Annotated in this window: 19 protein-coding genes; 12 read left to right on the plus strand and 7 right to left on the minus strand. The window is 43.7% G+C overall.

Annotated features, from left to right (window positions below; genetic code table 11):
• Positions 1 to 127 precede the first annotated feature (127 nt).
• Both IM792_RS03350 and IM792_RS03355 read left to right on the plus strand, forming a co-directional pair.
• Positions 128 to 901, plus strand: a complete 774-nt coding sequence (locus IM792_RS03350; RefSeq protein WP_194100265.1) for an SDR family NAD(P)-dependent oxidoreductase — start codon at positions 128 to 130, stop codon at positions 899 to 901.
• 77 nt (positions 902 to 978) lie between these two features.
• Positions 979 to 1,905 carry a helix-turn-helix transcriptional regulator gene (locus IM792_RS03355; protein WP_194100267.1) on the plus strand — a complete coding sequence of 309 codons (927 nt, stop codon included), beginning with the start codon at positions 979 to 981 and terminating at the stop codon, positions 1,903 to 1,905.
• Positions 1,906 to 1,991: 86 nt separating this feature from the next.
• Here the strand turns inward: IM792_RS03355 and IM792_RS03360 are convergent, their stop codons facing one another.
• Together IM792_RS03360 and IM792_RS03365 are read right to left on the minus strand one after the other, a co-directional pair.
• Positions 1,992 to 3,002, minus strand: coding sequence for a hypothetical protein (locus tag IM792_RS03360; protein WP_194100268.1), 1,011 nt, complete (start codon positions 3,000 to 3,002; stop codon positions 1,992 to 1,994).
• 185 nt (positions 3,003 to 3,187) lie between these two features.
• Positions 3,188 to 4,822: an arylsulfatase gene (locus IM792_RS03365; protein ID WP_194100270.1), complete on the minus strand. Its 1,635-nt coding sequence runs from the start codon at positions 4,820 to 4,822 to the stop codon at positions 3,188 to 3,190.
• Between the two features lie 458 nt (positions 4,823 to 5,280).
• On the opposite strand from IM792_RS03365, the gene IM792_RS03370 reads away from it, so the two are divergent.
• The 6 genes from IM792_RS03370 (at position 5,281) to IM792_RS03395 (ending at position 11,573) form a co-directional block, all read left to right on the plus strand.
• Positions 5,281 to 5,940: a ThuA domain-containing protein gene (locus IM792_RS03370; protein WP_347343790.1), complete on the plus strand. Its 660-nt coding sequence runs from the start codon at positions 5,281 to 5,283 to the stop codon at positions 5,938 to 5,940.
• Positions 5,941 to 6,150: 210 nt separating this feature from the next.
• The gene (locus IM792_RS03375; protein ID WP_194100273.1) at positions 6,151 to 8,616 is read left to right on the plus strand and encodes a glutaminase family protein; all 2,466 of its coding nucleotides are present in this window, start codon (positions 6,151 to 6,153) and stop codon (positions 8,614 to 8,616) included.
• A gap of 100 nt (positions 8,617 to 8,716) precedes the next feature.
• A complete protein-coding gene (locus IM792_RS03380) occupies positions 8,717 to 9,181 on the plus strand; it encodes a lipocalin-like domain-containing protein (RefSeq protein ID WP_194100274.1) in 465 nt (154 codons plus the stop codon).
• 74 nt (positions 9,182 to 9,255) lie between these two features.
• Complete coding sequence (locus IM792_RS03385) at positions 9,256 to 10,239, plus strand: family 43 glycosylhydrolase (RefSeq protein ID WP_194100276.1); 984 nt, start codon at positions 9,256 to 9,258, stop codon at positions 10,237 to 10,239.
• A 403-nt stretch (positions 10,240 to 10,642) separates the two neighbouring features.
• Entirely contained in the window at positions 10,643 to 11,062 is a 420-nt protein-coding gene (locus IM792_RS03390; protein WP_194100278.1) for an organic hydroperoxide resistance protein, read from the plus strand.
• 70 nt (positions 11,063 to 11,132) lie between these two features.
• Entirely contained in the window at positions 11,133 to 11,573 is a 441-nt protein-coding gene (locus IM792_RS03395; protein WP_194100279.1) for a MarR family transcriptional regulator, read from the plus strand.
• A 15-nt stretch (positions 11,574 to 11,588) separates the two neighbouring features.
• Here the strand turns inward: IM792_RS03395 and IM792_RS03400 are convergent, their stop codons facing one another.
• Complete coding sequence (locus IM792_RS03400) at positions 11,589 to 12,836, minus strand: HAMP domain-containing sensor histidine kinase (protein ID WP_194100281.1); 1,248 nt, start codon at positions 12,834 to 12,836, stop codon at positions 11,589 to 11,591.
• Positions 12,833 to 13,510: a response regulator transcription factor gene (locus IM792_RS03405; RefSeq protein ID WP_194100283.1), complete on the minus strand. Its 678-nt coding sequence runs from the start codon at positions 13,508 to 13,510 to the stop codon at positions 12,833 to 12,835. Before IM792_RS03405 ends, IM792_RS03400 begins: the two co-directional genes overlap by 4 nt.
• A 67-nt stretch (positions 13,511 to 13,577) precedes the next feature.
• Here IM792_RS03405 and IM792_RS03410 point away from each other — a divergent pair, with 67 nt between their 5' ends.
• Complete coding sequence (locus IM792_RS03410; RefSeq protein ID WP_194100284.1) at positions 13,578 to 13,991, plus strand: EamA family transporter; 414 nt, start codon at positions 13,578 to 13,580, stop codon at positions 13,989 to 13,991.
• A 10-nt stretch (positions 13,992 to 14,001) separates the two neighbouring features.
• Here the strand turns inward: IM792_RS03410 and IM792_RS03415 are convergent, their stop codons facing one another.
• Positions 14,002 to 15,015, minus strand: a complete 1,014-nt coding sequence (locus tag IM792_RS03415; RefSeq protein ID WP_194100286.1) for a sulfite exporter TauE/SafE family protein — start codon at positions 15,013 to 15,015, stop codon at positions 14,002 to 14,004.
• A gap of 178 nt (positions 15,016 to 15,193) precedes the next feature.
• Between IM792_RS03415 and IM792_RS03420 the strand changes: the two genes are divergently transcribed.
• Positions 15,194 to 18,421, plus strand: a complete 3,228-nt coding sequence (locus tag IM792_RS03420) for a glycosyl hydrolase (protein ID WP_194100288.1) — start codon at positions 15,194 to 15,196, stop codon at positions 18,419 to 18,421.
• A gap of 18 nt (positions 18,422 to 18,439) precedes the next feature.
• Here the strand turns inward: IM792_RS03420 and IM792_RS03425 are convergent, their stop codons facing one another.
• Together IM792_RS03425 and IM792_RS03430 are read right to left on the minus strand one after the other, a co-directional pair.
• Entirely contained in the window at positions 18,440 to 19,363 is a 924-nt protein-coding gene (locus IM792_RS03425) for an EamA family transporter (protein ID WP_194100290.1), read from the minus strand.
• Between the two features lie 77 nt (positions 19,364 to 19,440).
• Entirely contained in the window at positions 19,441 to 19,890 is a 450-nt protein-coding gene (locus tag IM792_RS03430) for a GNAT family N-acetyltransferase (protein WP_194100291.1), read from the minus strand.
• A gap of 162 nt (positions 19,891 to 20,052) precedes the next feature.
• Between IM792_RS03430 and IM792_RS03435 the strand changes: the two genes are divergently transcribed.
• Positions 20,053 to 21,648: a M81 family metallopeptidase gene (locus IM792_RS03435; RefSeq protein ID WP_194100293.1), complete on the plus strand. Its 1,596-nt coding sequence runs from the start codon at positions 20,053 to 20,055 to the stop codon at positions 21,646 to 21,648.
• A 229-nt stretch (positions 21,649 to 21,877) separates the two neighbouring features.
• Positions 21,878 to 24,199 carry a DUF4157 domain-containing protein gene (locus IM792_RS03440; protein WP_194100295.1) on the plus strand — a complete coding sequence of 774 codons (2,322 nt, stop codon included), beginning with the start codon at positions 21,878 to 21,880 and terminating at the stop codon, positions 24,197 to 24,199.
• Positions 24,200 to 24,266 lie beyond the last annotated feature (67 nt).

A 24,266-nucleotide genomic window follows, 5' to 3' on the forward strand; every position in this document is an offset into this window, starting at 1 on the left:
TCATGATGTTGATGCCTGCCGCATACAGCATTACTTGAATCCATTTTGGTTACAAGTATCCTTGATTTGGTTACAAGTACGTATTGATGAATGATCACTTTTGGTTATTAAATAATCATTTATTCGTATGGAAAATCAAAACGGATCATCAAACAATAATCAACTCATTGCCCTTGTTACAGGCGCTAACCAGGGGGTAGGTAACCAAATTGCTAAAGAACTTGTAGCCAATGGCTACATTGTATACGTAGGCTCAGGCAACCTGGCTAACGGCGAAAAAGCCGCTACCGAATTAGGCGCTAACGCACATGCCATCCAAATTGATGTTACACAACAGGCAACTATTAACGCGGCTGTCGAGCGTATTGAAAATGAACAAGGCAGGCTTGACCTGCTGGTGAATAATGCCGGTATTGCACATGCCGGTAAACCGGGCCGCACGGTTGAGGAAGTGATGGAATCGGGTAGGGCGGTAAATGTATCGTTAGATGAGGTACGCACAGTTTGGGAAACCAACGTGTTCGGTGTTATTGCCGTTACGCAGGCTGCTTTGCCACTGCTGCGCAAATCATCAGCGGCACGTATTGTTAACGTATCGAGCGGCTTGGGTTCACTTACCTGGATATCTGACCCGGAATGTTGGGCACGCCCGCACTTCGGCATTGTTTACGCCGCATCAAAAACCGCGCTTAATGCTGTAACCCTTGCCTTTGCTTTAGAGCTGGAAAAAGAAAACATTAAGGTAAATGCCACCAGCCCGGGTTATACAGCAACCGCGCTAAATAACTTTCAGGGTACTGATACACTTGAGTTCGGCTCGCGCGAGCCTGTACGTGTATCGCTGGAAACTGATGGCCCTACAGGCGGCTTTACCGGCCCTGATGGTGTACTGCCTTGGTAATTATCTAAAAAATAGTCTGAATGTAATTTATAACCGGTCGCTAATTGGTGGCCGGTTATACTTGTTATCTTTAAAAAATGAAAAGCGAGGCGCCTAAGATCACCAAGATAGAATCAATAACCGAGATACACCGCATGCTGGGTATTCCCAGCCCTTTACATCCGTTTATCAGCCTGTTGGAATCAATACAACTGATGAACCTGTGCCAGTTGCCTGTGAGCTATGCCATCGGTTTTTATAAGATCACCTTTGTTACCAAGCTGGGCGGCAAGTTCAAATACGGCCAGGGATATTATGATTTTGATGAGGGCAGCCTGATGTTTACCGCGCCCGGCCAGGTAGTAGGACATATTGATGGCTACCAGGATAATGAGGGCCTGTCGCTATTTATTCATCCCGATTTTTTTCAGGGATACCCTTTGGCGGCAAAGATCAAGCAGTTCGGTTTCTTTTCGTATGCCTCGAACGAAGCGCTGCACATTTCGGAGCAGGAGCGGGCAACCATGCTATCTATATACAACATAATCCGTGAGGAATTGAATAGCCGTATTGACGATTTTAGTCATGAGGTTATCATAGCGCAAATTGAGCTGTTGCTGAGTTATGCCAAGCGCTTCTATAAACGCCAGTTTTTAACCCGGCAGGTGGTACATAATGATCTGCTACAACAGCTGGAAAATTTGCTTGATGCCTATTTTAAACAAAACAAGCCGATCAGCAACGGCATCCCCACGGTACAATACCTGGCAGAGCAACTGAACTACACACCCAATTACCTGAGTGACATGCTCCGCTCACTCACCGGACTGAACGCCCAGCAACACATTCACCAAAGATTGATTGAACGGTCAAAGGAATTGCTATCAACCACCAGCCTCAGCATCAGTGAGGTGGCTTATGAGTTAGGTTTTGAGCATTCGCAATCATTCAGCAGGTTATTCAAAATAAAAACAAAGGTATCTCCGGCGCAATTCAGGGCTACATTTAACTGGTCGCTAAATTAGCAGCATTACTATTTTGTGAGGATATATACATAAAAGCACCTGTGTATATATAGAACGCAGGTGCTTTTTATTATCTATAATTCAAATTATTTGAATTGTATTTTACGGATAGAACTACCGTTTGAAAAGTATATCTCGTTCTCGGTTTTACCCATTGCTAATGATCGGGCGTAAACATCCGCCTGGCGACCAACACCATCGTTACCGCTATTTGTACCGTTAGGGCCGGCTATTATGGTTAGTTTACCGCTGTCAATACGTTTTATGTAGCCATCGGCAGCAATGTACATGGTGCGGCTATCGCGATTAAGTATAATGCTGGTTATTTTGCCCAGGTTAAGATTGCTGTAAATGCGCTGTAATTTGCCTCCATTGGCAAAACTATACAAGTGATCGTCGTACGCAAAGTAAAACACACGATTATACCCAACAGCAAGTGCAGTGATGTTTGTGTGGCGTTGTTCGCTTTCCGGGTATTCTAAAGAGCCACTGGTAAATATTGCCTGATCAATACCAATATAATCATGTTCAGGGTTCGCCAAAAATTTAACTATGCGGCCGTTCATCCCAATCCACGCATAGTCATTATAAGGATCTTTAGCCAATGAGCCGTAAATAGCATAAAAATTTGCTATGGCAATATCAAGTGTGCCATCAGGTTTATAAATGCGCGCTTCGCTAAAGCCTTCTTCAACCCAGGTATGTAAAATGCTTACTACACCTGCTTTGTTTACGTATACATACTCTGGCTCAAAAAGTGGCGAGGCACCGGCTTTAGGCACATCTAATGTAGTTACTACGCCTTGTGTGGTAACCTTACGTATTTTGTGATTCTGTTTGTCGGCCACGTAAATAACGCCATCGGCATATTGAATGCCCCACGCGCCGTTAAAGCGAGCATTAGCGCCGGTACCATTTTGGTAACCCGCATTATTACTGCCGGCAATGGTAGTAATGGTATTGGGCGTTACGGCGTTAACGTTTAAATTGTTTGAACCGGCCAGTTCATCATTCAACTCAGGTGAGTTTTTTTTACAGTTGGTTAGCAGTGTAACCAATAGCAAAAGCATAGCAGGGTAAATGAATTTTGCTTTCATGGTATTTAGGAATTTAATTGGTTGGTTATAATAAAGTTACGGTATATTCTTAATAAGAATATACCGCAATATTTTTCCCGTATTTGGGAATACCTACTAATAACATTCGATGAAAGCGAAATACTGACAATTAGTAGTAACACGGCCATGCTAATAAGCTGTTTTAAGCCGGGGCTCTATGTTTTCTACCTACCCGTTTTATTGCCAAAGCGTTTATAATATATAGTACCCTTCGGGAACACTTTGTGCGTATCGGCCCATTGTTGCCATTTCTCGTCGAGGTCTTTAACCACGTCCTTATGCTGGGCGGCTATATCATATCTTTCAGTGCGATCCTGTTCCAGATCATATAATTCCCATGCGCCGTCAGGCAGGCGTTTTACTCCTTTCCATTTGCCGTGCCTTATGGCGCAGTTTTCCTCGTGTTCCCAATAAAAATAATCGTGCAATTTACCGCTGCCGGTTTTCCATGCCGGTAACATGCTGATGCCCTCATTAGGGATGATAGCATTGCCGTTGTAAGTTTTAGGATAATCTGCACCGGCCAGCTCTAAAAAGGTAGGCAGCATATCAATTACATGATAGGGGGTATTGGTCCATTTACCTTCACGACCTTTTAGTCCGTTAGGCCAGCAGGCAATAAACGGAGCGGCCATACCACCCTCATAGGTTTGATTTTTCCACTTTTTAAAGGGAGTGTTTGATGTATTGGCCCAACCTGTTCCGTATGATATGGCGCCATATTTCAGCGGATCGTTGATCTCCTCCATCTTTCCGCCGCCAAGCTCCTTGTAAGGTTCGGCACAGCCGCCATTGTCTGATAGAAAGACGATCAGCGTATTATCAAACTGCTTTTTAGCTTTCAGTTCTTTTAACAGCCTGCCAATATTTTGATCCATACGGTATACCTGCGCGGCATATACTGCCATACGGTACGATACCTTGTCCTTTTCCTCCTGCGTTAACTCATTCCAGGGGCGCATTTCGCTTTGCGCGGTTCCCCACTCGGGCTTGGTAAGCCCCATTTGTATTTGCTTGCGCAGGCGCTCGTGTTTAATTGAATCCCAGCCAACCTTATATTTTTCGATGAACAAGGCAATGTCTTCTTTTTTAGCTTGCAGCGGCCAGTGTGGCGCGTTGTAGGCTAAGTATAAAAAGAAAGGTTTACTGTCTTTTTGCTCATTAATAAAGCTGATGGCCCTGGTAGTGAAGGCATCCGTAGTATAATAATCATCCGGAAACTCAAATTGCATATCGCCATTACCATCCGTAATACCACGTGGCGCAAAGGGGTGAAAGTAACTCGAAGCGCCCTCCAACATCCCATAAAACTGATCAAAACCCCGTTGCATGGGCCATTTCCATTTACCGTGCATACCCACATGCCACTTGCCCGACATATAGGTATGATACCCGGCTGTCTTAAGCACCTCGGCAATGGTAACGGTGTTTTTGCTCAGGTAACCACGGTAGCCGTCAACACCCTCGTCATGCTCTTTGATGTTGCTTTCCGGGTCCTCACTCATTCTACCGATGCCCGCCTGGTGTGGGTGCAAACCGGTGAGCAAACTGGCACGGGTAGGGAAGCAACGGGCGTTGTTGTAAAACTGTTTCATGCGCACGCCTTTTTGGGCCAGCTCATCAATATTAGGTGTAGGTATCTCGCCGCCATAACAACCAATGTCCGAAAAGCCCATATCATCGGCCATAATAACTATGATGTTTGGCTTGTGTGCATTTTTAGTTGTTTTTACAGATTGTGCTTGTGTAGTATAGAAACTAAAGGCGATCGCTGTAAAAAGTAGAAAGTGTTTTATCATCAGCGTATAGGTAAATGTTTTTAAAAGTATGAAACAGCTTTCATTATCACAAAGTTATGGTGAGTATAGTGATACCTTATGTGTGATAAAATTCACTATCAAATCAATGTTAATGTGCCTTTATTGTTCGCCCTAAATTGATGCTTGAGCATGATAATTGAATAGATTTAACTGGTTTGATCAACCCAGTTTTTAATCAATAGTAGTCCTTTGGGTCAGCGAGTGCTCCAAAGGACTTTTTCTTTTTATGGCAGGAGCGAACAAGTATCATCAGAACAATCAATGATGCTGAGTGTTAAATAATTCAGCACCAATTGTATTTGTTATTTCGGAGGCTCATTAAATAGAAATCAGGTATGTATATATCAAATAAGTTAAGGCATATTTTAGGATCGATATTATTGACGACATTGATTTGTCTGGCTGTAACCGGCTGCTCAGATAAAAAAGATGATGTTGTGGAAATTAAAAGTAAAGTATTGGTTTTCAGTAAAACCACTGAGTTCAGACATGCCTCCATTCCGGCGGGAATAAGCGCGATACAAACGCTTGGTGTACAAAATAATTTTGATGTAGATACCACCACCAATGCGCAAATGTTCACGGCGTCAAATCTTAAAAACTATGCCGCCGTAATATTTTTAAGTACCACAGGTAATGTGCTTAATAATGATCAGCAAGGCGCGTTTGAATCATATATTAAAGCCGGAGGCGGGTTTGTGGGCATCCATTCGGCTACCGATACCGAATACGATTGGCCCTGGTACGGAAAGTTAGTAGGTGCCTATTTTAAAAATCACCCTGAGTTGCAGGATGCTACTCTTGAAGTTAAAGATGGTGATCACATATCAACCCGTCACCTGCCCGAGCGATGGGAACGGTTTGATGAATGGCATAATTTTACCTGGAACGCTACCGATCTGAATGTATTGTTAACCATTGATGAGAGTACTTACACCGGCGGAGATCACGGTGCCGATCATCCAATGGCGTGGTATCATAGTTATGATGGGGGACGGGCTATTTACACCTCGCTTGGGCATACTAATGAGTCTTTTCAGGAGCCGCTTTTTCAGCAACACTTGCTCGGCGCTATAAAATATGCTATGGGTGAATGATAGATGATCGCATCACTTTACTATCGCTTTAGCTAAAATGATTTAATATGCAATTTTCATGAAGTCTTAAATTTCCTGTCAAAAACAGAACCAAATTGATTCAAAAATCAATATGTGATACAAATAGGCGAAACCTTGATACTATATGTTGTTTTTTAAAGCATTAGGTATCGTATTTTTAGGCCGTCTATCATCAAAGATTTATTGAATATGAACCAATTTTACAAATTTAAATTTCTGGGCTTGCTTGCCATTTTGTTTTCGGCCGGTCAGGTTAACGCGCAAGAGCGAAAAGCGCCCGCTTATCCGCTTATTACACATAATCCTAATTTTAGTATATGGTCGCAAACTGATGACCTGAACGCGTCAACTACCAAACACTGGACCGATGCCGATCATTCGCTTTTAGGCCTCATCAATGTTGATGGTAACATTTACCGTTTTATGGGTAAAGAGGAAGCCAACTACAAAATGATTCTGGGTACATCAGACGAAACACCATACACCGTTAACTATACCGAAACCGAACCACAAGGTGATTGGACATCGGCAGATTATGCCGCCACTGGCTGGAAATCGGGCTCGGCACCAATTGGTGATGATGCTAACAATGTTAAAACACTCTGGAAATCGCATGATATATGGGTTCGCAGAGCGTTCAATATTGCCAATCCAGCAAGTATTAATGATCTGTTACTGAAAATGAACCACGATGATAACGTGGAGGTTTTCCTGAACGGTAAAAAGGTATATGAAAAGGCTGGCTGGACAAACACTTTCCAATACTTCCCGATCAGCAAAAGCGAATTGAAAGCGGGTAAAAACATCATCGCTATTCACCTGCTGAATACCGCCGGTGGCCGTTTCCTTGATTTTGGTTTGGTTGATAAAGAAAATGCAAGCGCTGCCAAAGTACAACTGGCTCAGCAAAAGGATGTGGAAGTTACTGCTACACAAACCATCTACAATTTCACCGCCGGTAAGGTTGATCTGAAACTTATATTTACCTCGCCTTTATTGATGAAGGATCTGGCTTTATTGTCGCGCCCGGTATCATACATTACTTACAGCGTGCAAGCTAATGATGGTAAATCGCACGTGGTAAAAGTATTTTTGGGTGCTTCGTCAAACATCGCGGTGTTCAGGCCATCGCAGGAGGTAACCGCTAAAAAATATGCTACCGATAAATTATCTATCCTGAAAACCGGAACCGTTGAGCAGCCTATACTACAAAAAGGCGCCGACGATATGCGTATTGATTGGGGCTACTTCTATGTAGCTGCACCTAAAGCCAGTGGCGCTACACAATTTATTACAACAGCAGGGCAGGCTGCGGATGCATTCAGAAAAGGATCGTCAGTATCAACAATAGCTAAAGGTAAATCACTTTCATTAAATACAGTGGTGCCTTTCGGTTCGGTTGGTAAAGCACCGGTTGAGCGCTTTGTGGAGTTGGGTTATGATGAAATATACGCCATTCAATACTTCAATACCAATTTAAGGCCGTGGTGGAATAACTCAGGTAAAGAAACCATTGAAGGCCAGTTAACCAATGCCGCTGCCGATTATAAAACAGTTATGCAACAGTGTGCTGCCTTTAACAAAGAGGTTTACGCTGATGCGTTAAAATCAGGTGGTAAAGAGTACGCGCACCTGTGTGTACTGGCTTATCGCCAAAGCATCGCGGCACATACATTGGTGAAAAGTCCGGATGGTGAGATACTGTGGTTGTCTAAAGAAAATAACAGCGGTGGTTTTATTAACACGGTTGACGTAACTTATCCATCCGCACCATTATACCTTATTTACAAACCGGAACTGCTGCAAGGTATGCTTAACGGTATATTTTACTTTAGCGAGAGCGGTAAATACCCGCACCCTTGGGCGGCGCACGATCTGGGTACCTATCCTAAAGCTAACGGCCAAACTTATGGTGAGCCTATGCCGGTTGAAGAATCAGGCAATATGATCATACTTACCGCTGCTATTACTAAAGCTCAAGGTAATGCGGAGTTCGCTAAAAAGCACTGGAAAACCCTTACTCTTTGGGTTGATTATTTGGTAAAGGAAGGTCTTGACCCAAAAACACAGTTATGTACGGATGACTTTGCCGGTCACTTGGCGCGTAATGCCAACTTATCAGTTAAGGCAATAGTAGGTATTGCCTGCTATGCACAAATAGCCGAAGCATTAGGCGAAACCGAAACGGCTAAAAAATATCGTGCTATTGCCGAGGGCATGGTGCCTAAATGGATGGAAATGGCAGAGGCAGGCGACCATTACGCGCTTACCTTTGACGACAAGAATACCTGGAGCCAAAAATATAACCTGGTATGGGATAAGGTGTTAAAACTAAACTTGTTTCCGCAAAAGATATATGATACCGAAACCAAGTATTACTTAACTAAGCAAAATAAATTTGGTATACCGCTGGATAGCAGAAAGGCATACACTAAAAACGACTGGATATTATGGACCGCTACATTTGCCCCAACCCGTGCAGAGTTTGAGGCTTTGGTAACTCCGGTTTACAGACATGCGCTCGAAACACAATCGCGCGTACCGTTGAATGATTTTTACGATTCAAACACCGGCATACGCGACAATTTTAAAGCACGCAGTGTAATAGGTGGCTTCTATATGAAAATGCTGGCAGATAAACTGAACAGTAAGTAAACAGATTGCTTAGCTCTTTTTAAGAGTCAATAAAAAACGATAGGCCGGAAGTAATAATTACTTTTGGCCTATTGTTTTTAACATATAACCATATAAACCAATGAAATTAATCGCTTCTCTACTATCGGTTTCAATATTATTATCAGCCTGTGCCGATAAAAAACCGGCAAAAGATACAGCCACTGAAACCTCGCAAATTGTTGGTACCTGGAAATTAGTATCAGCCTTAACAATTACTAAAGGTGATACAGTGAAGGATTATCCTGTTGAGGGACAGGAAATGATAAAGATATTGAACGCCACGCACTTCGCTTTTTTAAGGCACGATCTGCAAAAGGGTAAGGGCAAAAATGTAGCCTATACTGCCGGTGGCGGTACTTATGATTTTAAAGGCGATACTTACACCGAACATTTGGCGTATTTAAATTACCGTGATTGGGAAGGCAGGGATTTTGTTTTCAACGTGAAGTTCAATGGAGATACGTTGGTACAAAAAGGAATTGAAAAAATTGATAGTTTGAATATCAACAGGGAAATTATTGAAACCTATGTAAAGGTCAAATAGAGATATATTGATGTGAAAGTATATGAACGGATTTTACATCGCTAAACTCATATTCATCTACCAAAAACAAACCTATGAAACAATTGATCCTGATATTATTTTTAGCGACTATTTCGCTGAATGTATCCGCGCAAAGCAAGCCCAAAATGTATTTCACCGATACATCGGGCAATGATATTTTCATAGCTAAAGATCCGGTTGTGGTTAAGTTTAAGGGGCGATACCTGATGTACTACTCCAAGCAAATGTTCCAGAACAAAAATGATGGTATGCAGGGATGGAACATTGGTATAGCCGAAAGCAGCGATCTGTATAACTGGAAAAAGATAGCCGAAATAAAGCCTCAAGCCGCTTACGAACAGCGCGGACTTTGCGCACCCGGTGCCATACTAAGAGGAGGGAAGGTACACCTGTTTTACCAAACGTACGGAAACGGACCGAAGGATGCGCTGTGCCATGCATGGTCGGCCGATGGGGTGAACTTTACACGCGACGAAACCAATCCAATATTCTTCCCAACAGGCGACTGGACAAATGGCCGGGCCATAGATGCTGAGATATATCAGTACAAAGATCGCTACTTTCTATATTTCGCCACCCGTGATAAGGCTGGTGAGATTCAAAAACAGGGTGTAGCCGTGGCGCCATCATCAACAAATTTTAAAAAGGATGACTGGCAACAGGCCAGCAACAACTCCATACTCGAGCCTGAATTGGCCTGGGAGGGTAAATGTATTGAGGGTGCAAGCATCATCAAACGCAACAATAAACTGTATATGTTTTATGCAGGCTCATACAATAACATGCCCCAACAAATTGGTGTTGCGGTAAGTAGCGATGGTGTTAAATGGAAACGCCTATCCGATAAACCCTTTCTGGCTAATGGAAGACCCGGAAGCTGGAACAGCAGCGAGTCCGGCCATCCTTGTATTTATGAAGATGATAACGGCGATACCTACCTGTTCTATCAGGGGAATGATGATAAGGGTAAAACCTGGTACCTGTCAAACCTTAAAATAGGGTGGAACAGGAAGGGGCCATACATTATAGGTGAGTAGGGGCTTGAAAAGTTCTTTAAAAAAATAAGCGGGCATGCTAATGTACCCGCTTAAAATTCTTTGGCAATGATAATTACTTTCTGTTTGGGATATAGCTCTTAGAAAGTATCACCATTGCATTCACAACCACCAGGGCTGAAATAACAATTTTCACCATAAAGTTAAACTTAGATACTGCTTTCTACGGAGATATTTTTTAGAATGTTTTAGTAAAGCAATTCCTATTTGCTATTAAAATAACCCGTTTAGGAATATTGTGGTTTGTAAATTAACCAAGCCATTATTCCGGATACTCACTGCTCCATTCGTCATCTGAATATAAATTATCTGTGATCATACTTAGGTGTTAAAAACAGTTTATATATTTGTATCGTAAACGATATAATCTTAAGCGATTTAATTTATGAAAACATTGTATGAAACCAGCGCCACCGCGGTAGGTGGCCGTAATGGTAAAGTAACCAGCGAAGATGGTGTGTTAGAATTGGAAGTACGTATGCCTAAAGAGTTAGGCGGAAATGGCGCAGGCTATACTAACCCCGAACAATTATTTGCATCGGGTTATGCCGCTTGTTTTGATAGTGCGCTCAACCTGGTATTAGGTCAGGCCAAAATAAAACCGGAATCAGCTACATCAGTTAAGGCTACTGTAGGTATAGGCCAGATAGAAGGTGGCGCTTTTCAATTAGAAGTGAAGCTAACAGTAACTATACCGGGTATTGAAAAAGAGCAGGCCTTGCAATTGGTTGAGCGTGCTCACCAGGTTTGTCCGTACTCGAACGCTACCCGTGGTAATATTGATGTTGAGTTAGAGGTAGCCTAATTGAATTTTTTATACAAAGCGTCCGTTGTTTGCGGGCGCTTTGTATATTGTGTTTAAGTAGAGCGAAAACATGAGCAAAAAAACCGAACCCATTGATATGATGAAGCTGGAAAACCAGCTTTGTTTCCATTTGTACGCTGCATCGCGCACGGTAACCAAGTGCTACCAGCCTGTGCTTGATGAGTTGGAGATAACTTATCCGCAATATTTGGTGTTGATGGTACTTTGGGAGAATGATGGTGTTAACCTGTCGTGGCTTGCCGGTAAGCTGATGCTGCAATCAAACACCTTAACGCCTTTATTAAAACGCATGCAGGAGCTTAAATTAATAACCCGAGAACGATCAGCCGTTGATGAGCGGAGTATTGTAATATGCCTCACCGAAAAGGGAAAAGCATTAAAAGCCGAAGTACCCCGTATGCAGCAACGCCTTAGTGATATAGGTATAACCTGGGATGAAGCCATGCAATTAAAAACCCTGCTGGCTAAAATATTGGCTAACGCAGAGTGATATTTCGCTATCTACCTAAAACAATATGGTAAACTGATGCCTGCCATCCTCAAATGAGTAGGAGAGCTTAAAGCCATAGTTATCGCATATCTGCTGACTGATGGTGAGCCCCAGCCCTGTACCCTCAGAAGCTGAAGCTTTATGAAAACGCTGAAAAATATCCTGCGATATCAGCGCCTTGTTATCACCGGTGTTAATTACACGCAAGGCCTTTTTGTCAAGACTTACACTTACTTGTCCATCAGTTTTATTGTGTCTTATGGCGTTGCCAATTAGGTTATTAAGCAGTATCTCCATAAGCGGCAGGTTGGCTTTGATGGTATGGTCATGCAGATCAGAAGATATTTCGATGTTAAGATTATCGGTCAACTCCTCAAATTGCGTAATCGTATCGGCTGTCAACTTTTTCAGGTTTATTTCCTTTTCATCGTTAATAAGACCGTTCTCTATTTTTACCAATAGCAGCATTGCTTTGTTGAGGCGTGTAAGCCGGTTCAATGAGCCATAAACATCATTCAGTATCTTACTTTGGTTATCAGTAAACTCACCGGTTTGCACAAAACTATCCAGCTTTGAATTCATGATGGAAATAGGCGTCATTAACTCGTGCGATGCATTTTCGGTAAAAGTTTTCAGGGTATGGTAATCATCCTTAACTCTTGCTGCCATAATACTCACAGCCGAATCTAATTCCCTGAACTCATCAATGTTTGAAGCTATAGCCGGAATGCCTGTGTTCTCGGCAACTTTAAAGCCTTTCAATTGATTTAAAAAAACATAAAAAGGCTGCCAGATGCTGGATAGAATGAACCTGTTAATAAAAAATAAAGCCGCCAATAGTGTGAATATCAATCCCGAGGTGATGCCGAATATCAACTTAAGCAGGTCCTCGGTTTCCACTGTTGATTGTATAACCGTTACCAGGTAATTTTGCCCGGCAACCTGTACGTTGGTGTACAATACCCTGGCCGGTTCAATCTCGTTACCTTTAAGCTCCTGGTAAACGGTATCACGTATGGCTCGTGGTAATTTATTGGCTGTTTTAGTAAATGTTACGGATTGATGGTTGGTGGTAAATATGTGTGGTAGAGCATTATTTACCGCTACATATTCCTGCACCTCATTTTCTTCCACTATCAGGGCTTTATCTACCTGTTTTGATAGTACCAGCGTTATGGTAAAATAGTAAACTACAGCGGCAACCACCATTATCATGATGGTAACCATAATGGTTAGCCGGTTATAGCGAGTCAGCAGTTTCATATCGCTGTAAATTTATATCCGAGGCCGTAGGCCGCCTGAATATAATCATGTCCGCCCGCTTCAAGCATTTTTTTACGCAGATTTTTGATATGTGAGTAAATAAAATCGAAGTTATCGGCCACATCCATGCTATCGCCCCACAAATGTTCGGCAATGGCGTTTTTTGAAACCACCTTGTTTTTGTTAGTGATAAAGTAAAGCAGCAGGGCATACTCCTTACGGGTAAGCTTTAGGGGAGTGTTGTTTATTTTAACCTCCTTGCCCAGCAAATCAATATCTATTTCATTAAAACTAAGCTCATTATTGCCGTCAAAGGCTTTTCTTCTTACTATCGCCGCCACGCGCGAACGCAACTCGGACAGATGGAATGGTTTGGTTAAATAATCATCAGCACCCAGATCAAGCCCTGTCAGGCGGTCATCCAGTGAGTTTCGTGCTGATATGATGAGAATTCCGTCGCTCAGTCTTTCTTTTTTTAAATGCCGGAGTATATCGAGGCCGCTACCATCGGGCAGGTTAATATCCAGAACAATGCAGTCGTACCTGTAGAGATTTACCTTTACCATTGCCGATGCGTGATCGTGCGCCATTTCGCAAATGCTGCCCTCATCGGCAAAGTAATCGCCGATACTTTCCCGCAAGGCCTTTTCGTCTTCTATAACAAGCAGTTTCATTCCAGATTTTCTCCAAATTTAGGTTGTAATTTTGGAGAAAATCTGAACATCTAAATTAAAAAAAGTTATGTGGTGGATATATGCACTCCTGTCCGCGGTGTTTGCCGCGTTAACGGCCATTTTGGCCAAAGTGGGTATCAGCGGAGTAAATACTGATTTGGCTACGGCCATTCGTACCACGGTTGTTTTGGTACTGGCCTGGGGTATCGCATTGTTTAAAGGAGAAATATCCGCCATTGGCAGTATGACCAGGGTGAATTGGTTATTCCTTACGTTATCCGGCGCCGCTACCGGGTTATCGTGGATATGTTATTTCAAGGCCTTGCAATTGGGTAAAGTAAGCCAGGTTGCGCCTATTGATAAATTGAGTGTGGCGCTTGTTATCATTTTTTCGGTGATCTTTTTAAAAGAACCACTTACCGTTAAACACGGCATAGCGGCCTGTTTAATTATCGGAGGCTCGTTGATGATGATCCTGTAATTTGACGGGGTTAAAGATCATGAACAATAAGGCGACTATCTTTGATAAAATAGGCCTCGTACGATGTTCGTCCCCAACCATAAACTACCTCAAGCAACACAAGTTTGCCGGTTTGCTGTAGTTCTTTAACCCGTACTTGTTTGTCGGCTGGCAGATTATTAAAGCGTATCGCTTTCTCAGCCTCAAATCCGTCATCAAAGGTAAACTCAAGCGTAAAGCTCCGCTTTTTCCAGTTTAGTTTGGTTTCCATGCCTTTGTCTAACTTTTGCATGGATAACCGCACATTCTCCTTATTATAAAGCGTATACCCTGAATTAACCAGCATGATAATACCTGAAAGCACCATTGCAATAAAACCGGTGCGCCTGAAACCATTTTCTGAAATATACTTCAGCAAACGTTTCATTAACCAGGCCGATATTATAGCCGCTGCCGATAGTGCGAAACCTGCCCCCAATGCCTGCGCGGTCAGTAAACCGAACATGCCGTATAGCACGATCTTGATGAGATGGAGCAGTAACTCGTTAGCCGCCCGTGTGGCAATAATTTCCTCTTTACTGAGGCCGTAAGTGAGGTAAAACCTATTGAAAAGCAGTCCGACTGCACCTGTTAAACCGGAGATAAACCCGGTGCCAACGCCTATCAGCAGCAATACCCATTTGGGGTTTCGGCCTGATGATTTTTTCTCCTTGCGGAAGATAAGCGGGAGATTAACCACCAGAAATAGCCCGATCAGGAACTCCAGCAAAACCGGATTAATGTTGCTGAGCAATTTAGCCCCAAGCCATACCGCCGGCAGGGCAGGAGGTACAAACCAGGCTACGATATCCCAGCGTACATGTTTTTTGAAAACCATAATGCGTGAAACACTGCTCACGGCGGTACCAATTGATAATGCCGCCGGAACTTGCAACCCCGGCAACAACAAACCAAGCGCAGGCAACAGTATAAAACTCGCACCGCCACCGCAAATAGCACTGATGCCAAAGGATATAATGGCTATGATGAAAAGAATAATATACATGGAAATTTTTTAGGCAAGGATAGCCAGGGAATCTGGAAACATTTTGGAGCAAAATGTAAGGCCGAAAGTATACTGGTTGAAATGCTTAGCAGAGAGAATCTTTCAAATGAGGCTTTGTTTAATCGATTTATAATCTATTTTTAAGGAATTATAAACGCAAAGGTTTAAAAGCTATCCTATGAATCTTTTCTACAAAATACTGACCGGTGCAAGTGTATCTTTAATTTCATTAAATGCTACAGCCCAACAGCGTAGCGAACCATCGTTTAATGAAATTGGTGCCATCTTCACTACCGCGCCCGATACCATCCAAACCAGTGTTTATTGGTATTGGATATCAGATAATATCTCGAAAGAAGGGGTGATAAAAGACCTGCATTCCATGAAGAAAATGGGTATCAACAGGGCATTCATTGGCAACATCGGCCTGTCCCAGCAGGAAACACCCTATGGTAAGGTTAAAATATTTACTGATGAGTGGTGGGATATTTTGCATACGGCTCTGAAAACAGCTACTGAACTTAATATAGATATCGGTTTGTTCAATAGCCCGGGCTGGAGCCAATCGGGCGGCCCGTGGATAAAGCCGGAGCAATCCATGCGCTATTTAACAGCTTCGCAAACAAAGGTTAAGGGTGGTAAGCAGTTAGATATGATACTGCCTAAACCCACTAACCAATTTCAGGATCAGCGGCTGATCACTTATCCTATACCCGATGCTGCAATTGCAGTAAAACCCACATTAACAGCTTCGCCCGCTATAAATGGTATAAACGATCTGTTGGTTGATGGGAATAGTAAGGACATAGTGTTTGATAAAAGTGGCAAGCAGGAAATAGAATTGACCTTTCAAGCAGAGCAGTCTATGCAAAGCCTGACCATTTATCCACCTAAGCACGCGACATTTGCCAAAACTACATTGCAGGCCTATGTAAACAATAGCTATCAAACAATAAAAGAGTGTAATATTGACAGGCAGAACGATGCGCTGAACGTGGGCTTTGATCCCTACGCGCCGATAATAGTATCATTCAAAACCGTAAAGTCAAAAAAGTTCAGGCTGGTATTTAATGGTTATAACGAGGGGAGTGGTATAGCAGGTATTGAATTATCGCCCATACCAAAAGTGGAGCGTTATCCTGAAAAGGTACTGGCAAAAATGTTCCCTACACCTTTGCCTTACTGGAATGAATATCAATGGCCGGTACAAGCGGCGGCTGATAACAGCGGATACGTTGTTTCGCCCGATAAGGTGATCGATATTTCAGCGAACATGGATACCAGTGGCATGCTGCGCTGGAAAGCACCAAAAGGTAACTGGCTGATCATGCGTACAGGCATGACCTCAACTTTGGTAACCAATTCACCGGCATCACCGGCGGGTACGGGCCTTGAGGTTGATAAAATGAGCAAGAAACACGCGGCTTACCATTTTGACAGCTACCTGGGCGAGATAATGAAACGCATACCGGCGGCAGACCGAAAATCGTGGAAAGTAACCGTGCAGGATAGCTATGAAACCGGCGGCCAAAACTGGAGTGATGATTTTATAGCGGAGTTCAAGGATAAATATAATTATGACCCGGTTCCATACTTGCCTGTGTTCAAGGGCACAGTGGTTGGCAGCCAGGATCGGTCTGATCGGTTTTTGTGGGATGTACGCCGCCTGGTGGCTGATAACGTGGCGCACAAATACGTGGCTGGTTTACGTGAGGTAAGCCATCAGCATGGGTTAATCACCTGGTTGGAAAATTACGGGCATTGGGGCTTTCCCGGTGAGTTTTTGCAGTACGGCGGGCAGTCTGACGAAATAGGCGGTGAGTTTTGGAATGAGGGCGATCTGGGTAATATTGAAAACCGGGCGGCTTCATCATCGGCGCACATTTATGGTAAACGAAAGGTATCAGCCGAATCATTCACGGCAGGTGGCGGAACTTATGTACGTTACCCTGCGCTTATGAAGCAACGCGGTGATCGCTTTTTTGCCGAAGGTATCAATAACACCCTGTTGCATGTATACATAACCCAGCCATCAGAGGATAAAGTGCCTGGAATTAATACCGGTTTTGGCAGTGAATTTAACAGGCACAATACCTGGTACTATGAAATGGGCGGTTTTATAAAATACCTTAAACGTACGAACTACCTGCTGCAACAAGGCTTATACGTAGCGGATATAGCTTACTTTATAGGTGAAGATGCCCCGAAAATGACCGGTATACAATCTCCGGCCTTACCAAAAGGTTACTCCTTTGATTATGTGAACGGCGAGGTGATCATGCACCGTTTTGCGGTAAATGATGGCCGTTACACCCTGCCCGACGGTATGAGCTACAAAGTACTTGTACTCCCCAAACTGGAAACTATACGACCGGAGCTTTTGCAAAAAATAGCCGAGCTGGTAAAGAATGGCGGTGTGGTTTTCGGGCCAAAGCCGTTACGTTCGCCAAGTTTAGCAGGCTATCCGGCTGCCGATGACAAGGTAAAAGCCCTGGCTGATGAGTTATGGGGAACCGGGCAAACCGATTCACTGATGCGCCCCTACGGTAAAGGTATGGTGATCAACGGTAAAGACTTGCGATCGGCACTTAATGGCCTGAAAACTGAACCTGATGTAAAATTGGGTACAGATTCCGTAGCCTTTCTGCACCGCAAACTGGCTGATGGTGATGTTTACTTTTTAACCAATCAATCCACCGGGCGTATCAGCATAAAACCCGAGTTTCATGTAAGCGGTAAAGCGCCGGAGCTATGGCAGGCAGTAACAGGTGCCCAAACGGATCTGGTTGAGTATATCGCGAAAAATGGATATACCAGCGTTCCGCTTGAGTTAGATGTTAATGAGAGCGTGTTCATCGTATTCAAAAAACAGGCAGGCGCGGCTCCTGTAGCTACAGCTAAAAACTTCCCGGCGCCAATAAAAAGCATACCGGTAGCCGGAGCGTGGACAGTTAAATTTGATGAAGCGCAACGTGGCCCTAAAAAGCCGCTAACTTTTAATAGCCTTACTAATTGGGCAGAGTCAGCAAATGATTCAGTAAAGTATTATTCAGGCGCTGCGGTATACACCAAAATGTTAAAAGTTGATGCCGTTAAACCCGGCCAGGCCGCGTACCTCGATCTGGATAAACTAACGGCTGTGGCTAAGGTAAAAGTAAACGGTCAGGATGTGGGCAGCGCATGGACAGCGCCTTACCGTGTAGAGATAAGCAAAGCTTTAAAACGTGGCCAAAATACCATCGAGATAACGGTAACCAACACCTGGGTTAACAGGCTGATAGGGGATGCGGCTTTGCCCCAGGATCAAAGAAAAACATGGTTATCATACAACCCATATAAACCAACCTCAAAATTGCAGACCTCAGGATTATTTGGGCCGGTTGTGATCAATATCTATCAAAAATAACTTGCGATAGCCGGGACATTAATACTGTTCCGGCTGTTGTTTTCTTAGCCGTGGGCGAATATTGAATATGATCACCGAGATAAAGATGATGCTATAAGCGATAATCTGTAGCTGGTCAATATGCTCTTTAAATACTGTTACGGCAATAATAAACCCGATGATAGGATTGATATTGAGCAGCATACCTACCGTTGATGAGGTAAGAACTTTCAAAGCATACAGGTTTAAAAACAACGGGATGATGGTAAACAACACTGATATGATGCCGATGTATATATAAAACTCCATGCTTGTTGGTAATGCCTCGCTAAAAAATGGATAAAGTGGCAACAGCAGCAATGCCGATACCAGGAAATGAAAGGTGAGTACCAAAGTTTTATCGAACCCTACATTACGCCGCTGACTAACGAGGTACAAAGCGTATGATAAGGCCACGATCATGCTGAATACCATATCCATTAAATGCCCCAGCGATAGCAGCAAGCAACCTGCCGCGCTGAGTAGTATGGCTGCCCATTGCAACCTGTTCAGCTTCTCCTTTAAAAATACAAAAGCGAGCAATGTGGTGAGTATGGGGCATACAAGGTAAGCCAGCGATGTAGCCTTGATGCTGATGTGGTTCATCACATAAATAAAGAAGAACCAGTTACCCGTTAAAAAGATACCACCACCAATATTCAGCATAAGGTTGTTTCTTTTCTCGGATGCAGGTAGCGATTTGAAATGCTGTATGTTCTCGGCAAGTACGCGGCGCTTTGCTGTAATAGCTATAACAAGCATTATGGCAGTGCATAAAAACACCCGGTAAAACAAAATATCTAACGAGGCATAAGCGTGCAATGGCTTCAGCACAAAGCTGAAGAAACCCCAGATAGCGAAAGCGACTATGCCTGCTGTGTAATATTTTATATGGCTTTGTTTTTCGCCTGTCTGATTATTCATCGGGGCAAAGCTGTCAAAATATCTTGAATTGTAGTGTACTGTTACAGATATTTACAGTGTGCCTACATAGGTACACCCTAAACCGGTTTCACCATTTCAATATGCGGTATACCGTCCTCATCATATGGTTCGCCAACCTCCTCAAAACTAAGCGACCTGTAAAATTTTAAGAGGTAAAGCTGAGCGCCAATGCGTATGGGGGATCGACCGAACTTTTCATAACAGGCATTAATGGTGGTAGTCATCAGCTTTTCGCCCAGTCCCTGGCCACGAAATTGGGGTGAGGTCACCACACGGCCTATTGATACTTCATTGTAGGATACACCCGCGGGTAACAACCTTGCGTACGCGGCCAATTGGTTATCAACATACAGCATCAGGTGATAGCATTGCTGATCTTTATCGTCAGGATCAAGGTAAGGGCAATTCTGTTCCACAACAAAAACTTCGCTTCTAAGCTTAAGAATGTTGTATAGTTCGGTTGTGGTAAGTTCGGTAAAGTGTTTTATGATAGTGTGTTGTGCCATGAGTTAAGATGGTATAATATGCATATAAGCATGTTGTATTACTTTGTAAAGATAGAATGCCCAAAGTTATAATGATGGCAAAAGCTGCTTTTCAAAAGATTTTACTAACTTATGCTTTAGTAAGATAATGTGCGATTTAATACACTTAAACACTGATTTACTATGCGGAAACTTTGCGTTGTTATTGCCCTTACAGTTCTTTTTTCGGAATCACTTTTTGCCCGTAATGATCATAAACATCCGTTACCCCAAAAGCATTCCTCAACGCAAAAGCTCCCCAAAATAGCCATTGCCGGGTTAGGTATTGAATCGAGCACGTTTTCGCCTGCATTAACAGATGAGGCTGCTTTTCATGCCACCTATGCTGCCGATGTTTTTTCAAGGTATCCCTTCATGGCTGCCGATTCAACATTGTGCCAACAAGCTAACTGGGTGCCAACCGTAGTAGGTAAATCGCTGCCGGGTGGCGCGGTTACCCGCGAGGCTTATGAATCTTTAGTGAACAAAACCCTCGATTCACTGAAAAAGCATTTGCCTTATGATGGGTTGTACTATGATATACATGGTGCCATGAGTGTTGTTGGGTTGGATGATCCGGAAGGTGATTTCATCGAGCGCATTCGTAAAGTAGTGGGTTATAAAACCATTATATCAACCTCTATGGATCTGCATGGCAATGTTTCAAAACGTTTGGCCCAAAATACCGACCTGATAACCTGCTACCGCATGGCACCCCATGAGGATGCCATGCAAACCAAAGCCCGCGCGGTTAAAAACCTGATCGATCGTATAAACAGTGGCAAAGGTAAACCGGCTTACAAGGCATGGATACCTGTACCTATATTGCTACCCGGCGAAAAAACAAGTACCCGTATTGAACCCGGAAAAAGCATCTATCAGCAAGTTGCACCGGCGGCCATACAACCCGGTATAATTGATGCCGCCATTTGGATTGGCTACGCCTGGGCCGATGAACCACGCAACCACGCGGTAGTAATGGTTACGGGTGATGATCAGCAAAAGGTAAAGGCCACTGCCGAGCAATTGGCCCGCAGTTTTTGGGATAAGCGCGATGAGTTCGCATTTGTAGCCCCAACCGGAGATCTGAAATACTGCCTTGATAAGGCCGTGACAAGTACCAAACATCCATTTTATATTAGTGATTCGGGCGATAACCCAACGGCTGGCGGCGCAGGTGATGCTACCTGGACGTTGACCGAAATATTAAAACGGCCTGAGTTTAAATCGGCCAACGGTCAGTCGCTCATCTATGCATCCATACCCGGTCCGGAGCTGGTTGAAAAGGCCATAGCGGCAGGTGTTGGCAATCCTGTAAGCGGCAAGGCGGGCGCTGCCGTTGATGCGCGTTATGCTCCGCCGGTATTACTGACAGGTACGGTAGAATCCATTGTTTATGGCGATAAGGATGCCGAGGTTGAAGTTGTGGTAAAAGTTGGCAGCGTAAACGTTATCGTTACCAAAAAGCGCAAGCCCTATCATAAAGAAATTGATTTTACCCGCCTTGGCCTCAACCCACGCAAGGCCGATATTGTGGTTGTTAAGATAGGTTATCTGGAACCTGAATTGTATGCCATGCGTGCCGACTGGCTGCTGGCCTTAACGCCGGGCGGCGTTGATCAGGATATTGAGCATTTACCTTACAAGCGTATAATCAGACCGATGTTCCCGTTTGATAAAACAATGGCCGACCCTGATCTGTCGGCAAGGTTCATCCCGTTATCGGGTAAGTCAAAATAATTTTTTGTGTCTGATCAGCCTAAAGAAGAATATGACGGAAAATATCGATCATATTCTTCTTTATCTTGAATTTAATGTGCTACATTTATATTTATTGCAGAAAGGGTAATTTGCTGTTTGTTAGCTAATTGTCTGCTTTTTTAGTTATTCCCGATTTAAACCATTGTTATAAGCCTGATACTACTTTTTTGCCGGGTACACAGTAACCATAATTACTAATTAATCCGTTATGCAAGCATTTAGTAACCAACAAAGCCAAGCCGATAGTACTAAGGCATTTGTGCCCAATAAAGCCAGTGATGCGGCTGCTGTTACGTCAGCAATACAGCGTTATGGCATACAGCCTAAGCTTACAGTAAACCAACCCGGCGATGTATATGAGCAGGAAGCCGATGCCGTAGCGGAAAAGGTGGTTAAAGGTGCTGATACAATCCCCTGGATAAATACGCATACACAAGCCGTTGTTCAGCGTAAATGCGCCGCATGCGCTAAGGAGGAGGAAGGAGAAAAGCATATTCAACGCAAATGTGCCGAGTGTGAGAAAGAAGAACAAGGCTTGCAACGTAAAGAGAACGGAGGTGTAGGGCAACCATCTTTCTCAAAAGTAAACCAAACACTGCAATCGCCCGGGAATTCGCTTGATAATCGTACACTTTCATTTATGGAATCGCGTTTTAGACAAAGTTTTGGTCATGTTCGTATCCACACTGATTCAGTAGCGGCAGAATCAGCACAATCAGTAAACGCGCGGGCTTATACCGTGGGCAATAACGTGGTATTTGGTCAGGGGCAATTTACGCCCGATACCACAGCCGGTAAGCAATTAATAGCGCATGAGTTAACGCATACCATACAGCAATCATCCGCAGGCAATACAAAACTTCAAAATAAGCTGACCGTAGGAGAAGTGAATTCACCCGAAGAAGCAGAGGCCGATCTTGTAGCCGAACAGGTGACTCAGGGCACAAGCAAACCGGTAATACAAACAGGAGCTGCGCCCGCGTTAAGGCGCCAGGCTTTGCCCGAACCAGCTACAGATACATCAGAACCCGATTTTAAATCGCCGCAACAGCGGGGTGCCCAACCAAGGGCTACCTTTATCCCGATAGGTAAACGGGGAGAGGATGAGGTTAAGATAGCCGTGATTCGTTACATGTGTACTTGCCGGTCACGTAGTGTTTCAAAATCGAGTGCCTCAGTGCGTTATCAACCTAATCCCGGTTTTACAATTGTATACTGCCGCGGGCGTGTAGTTGCCAAGCTTGAAGGTGATATAAAACCCAGCAGCTTTACAACCGGCGAGGCAACTTTAAAAGGTAATATAAATATTGCACCTAATGCACCGGGAGGTGTTGGGGCGAATATTGCGGTAGAAGGCAGCGCTAAAAACACCGGCTCTGAACCCGAAGTAGGGGGCAAAGCCACCGTAAGGGTAGGTAACGACAAAATACAGGGCGGTGCAGGTGTAGATTTAACCAAAGGCCTTGATACCGGTAAATTACAGGTTGACCCAAGTGTGGGTTTGGATATAAATGGCTACAGGGGTACAATTGGCGTGAATGATGTAACGGGCACCCCAACGCCAACTATAACATTTGGAGGCAATTTACCCGGGCAGGATGTTAGTAAAGAAACCTGCCGCGAATGTAAATGCCCGATAGTTTACGAATGTATTGAAGATGTTGAACCGCGCGATTACGAAGAAGAAGTTACTTATAATGTAGATGAATATAGTCCGTTACGGTATTATTTTAGCCTTGATACCGCGAATGATACTAATGAGCCAACCCTCAAAACCCAATCAGCCCAAATGCTGGGCGAGGTTGAAAGCCGGGTAAAGGATGGTGCACGTATAAGCTCCATAGTAGGTTATGCCTCACCAGAGGATAATATGGATAAACCCAAACCTAATATGCAACTTTCATTTTCTCGCGCTAAGCGTTTGCATGGTCTGCTGTCATCAAAAGTAGGTTCACGTACAAGCTTGCCCGAACCGGAGGCAGGTGGCGAATTGCTTGGCCGTACAGCGAGCCCTGGCATTGATAGTAGCCTTTCTGACGCTATAATAAGCTCAGGTTTTAAAGGGCCGGAGGATGTTTCTTTATTCCTGTTTGGCGATGATATACCTAATGCAAAACTTGCAGAACAGTTTTTGGCGTTGCTGAGAACTGAAAAGCTGCAAAGCCCTGCCGCGCGACTGTCCTTGTTTGGTATAGCTGCTGATTCGCCTGCCGCGCCAAGATTGTTAGCCGCCATTGATGCCTTTATCGCAACCGAGGGCAAGGGTCAAAGACCGTGGAGAAACCTGTTTGGCTTCCTGCGATTTGCCACTGTAAACCTGGTTGAAACCAAACAAAAAAGCTACAAGGAATCAAAACGAACATCAGGCTCATTAACCAAAATGGGCGATACGGCTTGTAAACCTTACGCAAAACAAGCGGAGGATAACGGTGGTTTCGGCCCGTATCAACCTGAACCAGCATCTGATTCAGCTTGTGATGATAGGGGAGGCAATACCGATAAAATGGGCGATAAATGCGATTATAATTAAGTTTAAAATTTAGGCTTTTGTCATTAAATCATCATTAACCAATAACCATTAAAATATTTGTCTGCGC

Source organism: Mucilaginibacter sp. JRF (genome assembly GCF_015223065.1).
GTDB lineage: Bacteria > Bacteroidota > Bacteroidia > Sphingobacteriales > Sphingobacteriaceae > Mucilaginibacter.